The sequence below is a fragment of the Pseudomonas sp. NPDC087690 genome (genome assembly GCF_044743175.1).
Taxonomy (GTDB): domain Bacteria; phylum Pseudomonadota; class Gammaproteobacteria; order Pseudomonadales; family Pseudomonadaceae; genus Aquipseudomonas.
This window is the reverse complement of the sequence record NZ_JBIUVX010000011.1, coordinates 129,061-137,775: the sequence shown is the minus strand read 5'-3', so window position 1 is coordinate 137,775 and position 8,715 is coordinate 129,061. Positions and strand designations below refer to the sequence as shown.

The 8,715-nt window shown below is 60.1% G+C and carries 8 protein-coding genes; 4 read left to right on the top strand and 4 right to left on the bottom strand.

Translation table 11 applies throughout. The features are described from left to right. The coding region (rpmG, locus tag ACIPIZ_RS14540; RefSeq protein WP_400755589.1) for a 50S ribosomal protein L33 at positions 1-81 on the top strand (81 nt) is incomplete at its 5' end. Positions 82-261: 180 nt separating this feature from the next. On the opposite strand, the gene ACIPIZ_RS14535 is transcribed toward rpmG, so the two are convergent. Next, entirely contained in the window at positions 262-624 is a 363-nt protein-coding gene (locus tag ACIPIZ_RS14535) for a cupin domain-containing protein (RefSeq protein ID WP_064389555.1), read from the bottom strand. A gap of 239 nt (positions 625-863) precedes the next feature. Here ACIPIZ_RS14535 and ACIPIZ_RS14530 point away from each other — a divergent pair, with 239 nt between their 5' ends. Together ACIPIZ_RS14530 and ACIPIZ_RS14525 are read left to right on the top strand one after the other, a co-directional pair. Beyond that, the gene (locus ACIPIZ_RS14530) at positions 864-2,357 is read left to right on the top strand and encodes an aldehyde dehydrogenase (protein ID WP_016985821.1); all 1,494 of its coding nucleotides are present in this window, start codon (positions 864-866) and stop codon (positions 2,355-2,357) included. A gap of 191 nt (positions 2,358-2,548) precedes the next feature. Continuing rightward, on the top strand, positions 2,549-3,694 hold the full coding sequence (locus tag ACIPIZ_RS14525; RefSeq protein WP_401165820.1) for an MFS transporter: 1,146 nt from the start codon (positions 2,549-2,551) through the stop codon (positions 3,692-3,694). Between the two features lie 86 nt (positions 3,695-3,780). Here the strand turns inward: ACIPIZ_RS14525 and ACIPIZ_RS14520 are convergent, their stop codons facing one another. Both ACIPIZ_RS14520 and ACIPIZ_RS14515 read right to left on the bottom strand, forming a co-directional pair. Further along, positions 3,781-5,349 carry a phospholipase D family protein gene (locus ACIPIZ_RS14520; protein ID WP_064389553.1) on the bottom strand — a complete coding sequence of 523 codons (1,569 nt, stop codon included), beginning with the start codon at positions 5,347-5,349 and terminating at the stop codon, positions 3,781-3,783. Between the two features lie 60 nt (positions 5,350-5,409). Then, the gene (locus tag ACIPIZ_RS14515; RefSeq protein WP_064389552.1) at positions 5,410-6,831 is read right to left on the bottom strand and encodes a PLP-dependent aminotransferase family protein; all 1,422 of its coding nucleotides are present in this window, start codon (positions 6,829-6,831) and stop codon (positions 5,410-5,412) included. Positions 6,832-7,010: 179 nt separating this feature from the next. Between ACIPIZ_RS14515 and ACIPIZ_RS14510 the strand changes: the two genes are divergently transcribed. Next, positions 7,011-7,256 carry a DUF1127 domain-containing protein gene (locus tag ACIPIZ_RS14510; protein WP_064389551.1) on the top strand — a complete coding sequence of 82 codons (246 nt, stop codon included), beginning with the start codon at positions 7,011-7,013 and terminating at the stop codon, positions 7,254-7,256. A gap of 142 nt (positions 7,257-7,398) precedes the next feature. Here the strand turns inward: ACIPIZ_RS14510 and ACIPIZ_RS14505 are convergent, their stop codons facing one another. Continuing rightward, the gene (locus ACIPIZ_RS14505) at positions 7,399-8,709 is read right to left on the bottom strand and encodes an NAD(P)/FAD-dependent oxidoreductase (protein ID WP_401165818.1); all 1,311 of its coding nucleotides are present in this window, start codon (positions 8,707-8,709) and stop codon (positions 7,399-7,401) included. Positions 8,710-8,715 lie beyond the last annotated feature (6 nt).

Sequence of the window (8,715 nt, the reverse complement as noted above, 5' to 3'; positions counted from 1 at the left end):
ACCCCGGACAAAATCGAGATCAAGAAATATGATCCGGTTGTTCGCAAGCACGTGATCTACAAGGAAGGCAAAATCAAGTAATTGATTTTTCCCGACTTACGAAAAAGGCCCGTATCTCACGATACGGGCCTTTTTTGTTGCCTCGGATTTGGGGTTTCCTGTTCTGGCCCCTTCGCGAGCAGGCTCACTCCTACATTGGAATGCGGTCACCTGTAGGAGTGAGCCTGCTCGCGATAGGGCCGGATCAGCCAGCGAAAATCCTCAAGCCTTCTGCTCGAAGATCACATAGACCTTGCGGCAAGCCTCCAGCACTTCCCAAGTGCCACGAAACCCCGCCGGAATCACAAACCGGTCGCCAACGCGCAACGTCTTGGCATTGCCCTCACCATCACGCAGCACCGAAACCCCCTGCAAAATCTCGCAGTATTCGTGCTCGGTGTAATTCACCGTCCACTGCCCAACCGCGCCTTCCCACACGCCAACGCCCATCTGCCCACAAGGGCTGTCGTATTGATGGAACACGGCCTGTTCAGGGTCACCCTTGAGCACTTTGGCCGGGTCCGGGCGATAGCGTTCGGCTTCGCTGCTGGTCAGGCTGATGTCGACGACGTTCTGGATGTTCATTGTTGTTATCCCCTGTGAATACGGCGCGATTGGCTGGAAAGGGCCAAAGTCTATGTTGATTAAAATCAACACCGCAAGGCCGTATGGCCACCTTATGTCAAATATATTGAAACAACCCCGGCCGCTGGTTTAGGGTGGCGGGTGCCTCTGGCCGAAAAACCGGCTGGACGGGCAGAATTCCTGAGGACGCTGGCGAAGATCGCGCGGCGCTCGTATTCAACAAGCGGAGGACACTCGAAATGACCACCCTGACTCGTGCCGACTGGGAACAACGCGCCCGCGACCTGAAAATCGAAGGCCGCGCCTACCTCAATGGCGAATACACCGACGCCGTCTCCGGCGAGACCTTCGAGTGCATCAGCCCGGTCGATGGCCGTCTGCTCGGCAAAATTGCCAGCTGTGACGCCGCCGACGCCCAGCGCGCCGTGGAAAACGCCCGCGCCACTTTTAATTCCGGCGTGTGGTCGCGCCTGGCGCCGACCAAACGCAAAGCCACCATGATCCGTTTTGCCGGCCTGCTGAAGCAGCACGCCGAAGAACTGGCCCTGCTCGAAACCCTCGACATGGGCAAGCCGATCAGCGACTCACTGTACATCGACGTTCCGGGCGCGGCGCAGGCGCTGAGCTGGAGCGGTGAAGCGATCGACAAGATCTATGACGAAGTCGCCGCTACGCCGCACGACCAACTGGGTCTGGTAACCCGCGAGCCGGTAGGCGTGGTCGGCGCCATCGTGCCGTGGAACTTTCCGCTGATGATGGCCTGCTGGAAACTCGGCCCGGCGCTGTCGACCGGTAACTCGGTGATTCTCAAGCCATCGGAAAAATCCCCGCTGACCGCCATCCGCATCGCTGCACTGGCGGTTGAAGCTGGCATTCCGAAGGGCGTGCTCAATGTGCTGCCGGGCTACGGCCACACCGTTGGCAAGGCGCTGGCTCTGCATAACGATGTCGACACGCTGGTGTTCACCGGTTCGACCAAGATCGCCAAGCAACTGATGATCTACTCCGGCGAATCGAACATGAAGCGCGTCTGGCTCGAAGCCGGTGGCAAGAGCCCGAACATCGTCTTTGCCGATGCGCCGGATCTGCAAGCTGCCGCTGAATCCGCCGCTAGCGCCATCGCCTTCAACCAGGGCGAAGTCTGCACCGCCGGTTCGCGTCTGCTGGTCGAGCGTTCGATCAAGGACACATTCCTGCCGATGGTGATCGAGGCGCTGAAAACCTGGAAACCGGGCAATCCGCTGGATCCGGCGACCAATGTGGGCGCGCTGGTCGATACCCAGCAGATGAACACCGTGCTGTCGTACATCGAATCCGGTCACACCGATGGCGCCAAACTGGTGGCCGGCGGCAAGCGCATCCTTCAGGAAACTGGTGGTACGTATGTTGAGCCGACGATTTTCGACGGTGTGAGCAACGCGATGAAGATCGCTCAGGAAGAGATCTTCGGTCCGGTACTGTCGGTGATCGCTTTCGATACCGCCGAGGAAGCCATCCAGATCGCCAACGACACGCCGTACGGCCTGGCCGCAGCAGTCTGGACCCAAGACATCTCCAAGGCGCACCTGACCGCCAAGGCCCTGCGTGCCGGTAGCGTATGGGTCAACCAGTACGACGGCGGTGACATGACCGCACCGTTTGGTGGTTTCAAGCAGTCGGGCAACGGTCGCGACAAGTCGCTGCACGCGTTCGACAAGTACACCGAGCTGAAGGCGACGTGGATCAAGCTGTAAGCCGTTAGGAGGGTCTGTTCGCAAGAGCAGATCCTCCAAACGAGGCAGATCCCTGTGGGAGCGAGCCTGCTCGCGAAAGCGGTGTATCAGTCAGCCCATGTGCTGAATGTGCAGCCGCATTCGCGAGCAGGCTCGCTCCCACATTTGTTTGATGTGGCCTCTAAAAATAATTATCCACAGGAGCGTGGAGCATGCGGTGGGCGACGTATTTCGCCGTGTTGGCGTCTGTCTTGAGTGTCGGTCTGGCCCTGGGGGTCAGCATGCCGTTGGTGTCGTTGCGCCTGGAAGGCTGGGGTTACGGTTCCTTCGCCATCGGTGTAATGGCAGCGATGCCGGCGATTGGCGTGTTGTTGGGCGCGAAGATTTCCAGCCATCTGGCGGCACGCTTTGGCACGGCCAACCTGATGCGCCTGTGCCTGTGGGCCGGGGCGCTATCGATCGGCCTGCTGGCGCTGTTGCCAAGTTACCCGATCTGGCTGGTATTGCGCCTGATGATCGGGGTGATCCTGACCATCGTGTTCATCCTCGGCGAGAGCTGGATCAATCAACTGGTGGTTGAACATTGGCGCGGGCGACTGGTGGCGCTGTATGGCAGCAGTTATGCGCTGAGCCAACTGTCGGGTCCGTTACTGCTGGGCGCGCTGGGCACCGGGCATGATTACGGTTTCTGGGTCGGCGTCGGCCTTTTGCTGGTCTCGCCCTTGATGTTGCTCGGTCGCAGCGGCGCGCCGAGCAGTGAGGCAAGCAGCGTGACGTTCCGCGACCTCTGGGGCTTCGCTCGCGAGCTGCCAGCGATTGCCTGGGCGGTGTCGTTGTTTGCCGCGTTCGAAGCGATGATCCTGACGTTGCTGCCGGTGTATTGCCTGCAACAGGGCTTCACTGCCGAAATCGCCTTGGCGATGGTCAGTACCGTGGTGGTCGGCGATGCGCTGCTGCAATTGCCGATTGGTGCGTTGGCCGATTATCTGTCGCGGCGCACGCTGTTTGCCGGCTGTGCGGTGGTGCTGATGCTGTCGAGTCTGGCGATTCCGCTGTTACTCGATACATTGCTGATCTGGCCGCTGTGGGTGTTGTTCGGCGCCAGTGCTGGTGGTTTGTTCACCTTGTCGTTGATTCTGATTGGCGAACGTTATCGCGACGATGCGTTGGTGCGGGCGAATGCGCATATCGCGCAGCTCTGGGGCGTCGGTTGTCTGATCGGGCCGCTGGCGGCGGGGGCGGGCAGTCAGTGGATCAACGGGCATGCGCTGCCGCTGTTGATGGCGATAGGGGCGTTTGGGTTGGTGATTTTGCTGTTGCGTCAGGGGGCATTCGGCCCGGTGACAGAACCTGCGTAGATCAAAAGATCGCAGCCTTCGGCAGCTCCTACAGGGGAATGCATTTCAAACTGTAGGAGCTGCCGAAGGCTGCGATCTTTTGCTTTTTAAAGCATGCGCTCCAGGCCGACCGTGGTGCTGAACCACGCATTAAACCGTCGCCACCAACTCCCCGGCTCCTTGGTTAGCGTATGCATCTGGCCGTTGTCTTCGGTGACCCAAACAATCTGACCATCCTGCAATTTCGCCTCATAACTCAACGCCGGCGCCATACCCTGCAAGGCCAGTTCGCGAACATGTTCGGCCAGCTCAGGGCTGTCGACCAACACGCCGACTTCGGTGTTCCACAACACCGAGCGGGGATCAAAGTTGAACGAGCCAATGAACGATTTCTGCCGATCGAAGATCATCGCCTTGCTATGCAAACTGGAATCCGAGCCGCGAAACGACTTGCTGTAAAACACATGCGGCCCGCTGCCATAGTTATCCCCAGGCTGGCGTCGCAGTTCATACAGTTTCACACCGTGCTCCAGCAACGCTTTGCGATACGGCGCATAGCCGCCGTGCACCGCTGGCACGTCAGTGGCTTCCAGCGAATTGGTCAGCAGACTCACGGTAACGCCGGCATCGGCGCGTCCCGTCAGGTACACCAACCCTGGCTGGCCTGGTACGAAGTACGCCGAGATCATGATCAGTTCTTTGCTGACACCCCTAAGCTCCGGCGCCAGTTGCGTGGTCAGCAGCAACTGCGGATCCGGCTCGCCCTTGGCCAGCACCTTGCTTGGCGCATCCCACAGCGCCTGGTTCCACGCCCAGATCAGCTCCTTGCGCCAGATGTCCATGCGCGGCTCGGTGGTGAAGGTCATCAACTGCTGATACAGCGCGTGATTCTGTTTGCGCGTTTCTTCCAGGGATTCTTCCAAACGCGTGCGGGTGTTCTGCAGATCTTTGGCGGTTGGTTTGCTGGAGAGGAATTCGTCGATCGGTTTGCTCAGGGCGCTGTTCCAGTATTGATCGAAGCTGTGTCCGAGCTGCTCGGCAACCGGGCCGACGCTGAGCATGTCGATGTCGGTGAAATTCAGATTCGGCTCGGCATCGAAATACTCATCACCCAGATTGCGCCCGCCGACGATGGCTGCGCTGTTGTCCGCCAGCCACAGTTTGTTGTGCATGCGACGGTGTTGCAGCGACAGGTTGAACAAACGTCCAGCCGCGCGCGTGACGCCGGTGCTGCGCCCCAGATGCAGCGGGTTGAACAGTCTGATCTGAATCTGCGGATGCGCCGCCAGCGTGGCGATGATCTGGTCCAGGCCATCGCTGGTGGTGTCGTCGAGCAAGATGCGCACACGCACGCCGCGGTCGGCGGCCTTGAGCAATTCGTCCACCAGCATCCGCGTGCTGATGCCGTCGTGAACGATGTAGTACTGCAAATCGAGGCTGACCTGCGCATGGCGGATCAACTCAGCGCGGGCGGTGAAGGATTCGGTGCTGTTGGATAGCAGGCGGAAACCGGAGCGGCCCTGATAGGGCGCCGCCTGGGCCTGGATCGAGCGGCCAAAACTGGAGCCGGACGCCGGCAAGGCCTCGCTCGGCTCGCGCGGCACATCGAGGCTGGCGCAGCCGCTGAGGAACGAGGTGAATAACAGCAAAGCGAGTAGGGGCTGTCTGAAGCTCACGTAGGATCGTTCCGGTTGGCGGCTGAGGTCGGCATATGGACGCTGGTCTCTGGAAAAAGGTCAGTCGGCTTCGGCGAGCAGTTGAATGGCCATCGCACCGACCTTGCGCACGGCTTCTTCGATCTGCGCTGTCGGTTTCGCAGCGTAGTTCATCCGCAAGCAATTGCGGTACTTGCCCGAAGCGGAAAAGATACTGCCGACGGCAATCTGTACGCCCTGATCGTGCAAGGCACGATTCAGTTTCAACGTGTCGAAGCCTTCCGGCAATTCAACCCACAGCATGAAGCTGCCCTGTGGGCGGCTGGCGCGGGTGCCGGCAGGGAAATAACGGGTTACCCAGTCGATCATCATGTCGCGATTGCGTTGGTATTGCGTGCGCATCCGCCGCAAATGCGGTTCGAAATGCCCGGACTTGAGAAATTCGGCAATGGCGATCTGCGGTTGCGGGGCGGTGGATCCGGTGCTGATGTATTTCATGTGCAGCACACGCTCCAGATAACGGCCCGGTGCAACCCAGCCAATCCGCAGCCCTGGCGCCAGGGTCTTGGAAAACGAACTGCACAGCAGCACGCGGCCATCTTCGTCGAAGGATTTGATCGTGCGCGGACGCGGGTAGGTGTAGGCCAGTTCGCCATACACATCGTCTTCGATGATCGCCACGTCGAAGCGTTGAGCGAGGTTGAGCAGGGCGCGTTTACGCGACTCCGGCATGATGTAGCCGAGCGGGTTATTGCAGTTCGGGGTGAGCTGGATGACCTTGATCGGCCATTGCTCCAGCGCCAGTTCCAGCGCTTCGAGGCTGATGCCGGTGAGCGGGTCGGTGGGAATTTCCAGGGCTTTCATGCCCAGACCTTTGAGCGTTTGCATGGCACCGTGGAAGCTCGGCGAATCGACCGCGACAATGTCGCCCGGCTCGCAGATCGCGTGGATGCTGGTGGACAGCGCTTCGTGGCACCCGGTGGTGACCACCAGATCGCTGGGGCTCAACTGGCAGCCGGAATCGAGCATCAATCGGGCGATCTGTTCACGCAGTTCGAGGGTGCCGTGGATGTTGTCGTAATACAGGCCGGGCATGTCCTGGCGGCGGCTGATCCGCGCCAGCCCGCGCAACAGCGGTTTCATCGTCGGCGAGCTGATGTCGGGCATGCCGCGCCCCAGTTGCACGACGTCCTTGCGCGGCACCGCGCGAATCAGCTCCAGCACCTGATCCCACTGCGAGATTTCCACCGGACGCTGCGCCGGACGGCCGACGGCGGGCAGTTCCGGCAACTCGCGCCCGACCGGGACGAAATAGCCGGACTTGGGTTTCGGCGTGGCCAGGCCGCTGTCTTCGAGCATGCGATAAGCCTGCTGCACCGTGCTCAGGCTGACACCATGTTCTACGCTCAAGGCGCGCACCGATGGCAACCGGTCACCTGGACGATAGAAGCCTTGTTCGATGCGCGTGCCGAGCAGTTCGGCGAGGTTCACATACAGGGTCATGGCACTGCCTCGATGCAGTTGATTCGTTAAACCAGTACAGATGCGTCACAAATCGACAATTCAGACTCGGAAGCAGCAAATCTGTATGGAGTTAATACAGGTGTGTTGAATCTGTAATGCTTTTGCCGACCCGCGCATCATGGAATCTCTGGCTACCCAAGTAAACAGGAGCGACAAAAATGAACGGCTTGAGCGATGTGCGGCTGACGTTACACAGCCAGGAACTGGCGGCAGGGCAGAAGGATCGTGCGCGCAATGAGATCATGCGCAACGCTCCCTCCGGCCTGAGTCGCTGGGGTCTGTTGTGGCATCGTCTGCACACGCGCAAGGCATTGCTGGCGCTGACGACGGATCAGCTCAAGGACATCGGGCTGACGCGTGAGCAGGCGCTGGAGGAGGGGTTGAAGCCGTTCTGGCGGATCTGAGATCTGTATTGTTCTTGCGGGCGTCATCGCTGGCAAGCCAGCTCCCACAATGTTATGTGTGAATACAAATGTTGTGAGCATCCACGATCACTGTGGGAGCTGGCTTGCCAGCGATGGCGGCCTCAAGCACGCCGCAAATCCATCAGACCAACTCTTTGAGGCGATGCCACAACATCCCCAACGCCAACAGTGGCGAACGCAAATGCTTGCCGCCCGGGAAGGTGATGTGCGGCACCTTGGCAAACAGGTCAAACCCGCCGCTGTGCTGTCCGCTGATCGCCTCAGCGAGCAACTTGCCCGCCAGGTGGGTGGCATTCACCCCGTGGCCTGAATAGGCCTGGGCGTAATACACGTTCGGCTGGTCCGTGAGCCGGCCGATCTGCGGCAAACGGTTGGCGCCGATGCCGATCATCCCGCCCCACTGATAATCGATCTTCACGCCAGCGAGTTGCGGGAACACTTCGAGCATCTTCGGCTGCATGTATGCGGCGATATCTTTCGGATCACGTCCCGAGTAATGGCAGGCGCCACCAAAAAGCAAACGACGATCCGCCGAGAGCCGGTAGTAATCCAGCGCGACACGCTGGTCGCAGACCGCCATGTTCTGCGGCAGCAGGTTGTGCGCCTTTTCTTCGCTCAACGGTTCGGTGGCGATGATGTAGCTGCCGGCCGGCAGGACCTTGCCGCTGAGTTGCGGGTTCAGATCATTGAGATACGCGTTGCAGCCAAGCACGAGGGTCTTGGCGCGCACCGAACCCTGGGCTGTATGGACTTTGACTTCGGGGCCGTAATCGATACGCGTCACTGCCGAGTGTTCAAACAGTTTGACGCCCAATTGCTGCGCCGCCGCTGCTTCGCCCAACGCGAGATTCAGCGGATGCAGATGTCCTGAACCCATATCTATCAAACCACCGACATAGCGCTTGGAGCCGACCACCGTGTGCATTTCGTGGGCTTGCAGCAAACGGGTTTCGTAGCGATAACCGAGGCTGCGCAACTCTTCGGCGTCTTCGGCAAAACCCTCAAGGTCAGCGGGTTTGTTGGCAAGGTCGCAGTAGCCCCAGGTCAGGTCGCAGGCAATCTGAAAACGTTCGACACGCTGACGAACGATTTCCACCGCTTCCAGGCCCATCAGTTTCATCTCGCGTACGCCGTCGCTGCCGATGACATTGGCGAACTGATCGAGACCATGGCCGACCCCGCGAATCAACTGTCCGCCATTACGTCCGCTGGCGCCCCAGCCGATTTTATGCGCCTCCAGTAGCACCACGCTGAGGCCGCGTTCGGCCAGTTCCAGTGCCGTATTCAACCCGGAAAAACCGCCGCCGACCACGCAGACGTCGGCCACTACCTCGCCTTGCAGCAGCGGATGATCGGGCTGCGGCAGGCTGCTGGCGGCGTAGTAGGAGGCAACGTGGGGTTGGCTCGCGGAGGTGAAGGCGCGGGCAGTCATGGGCGT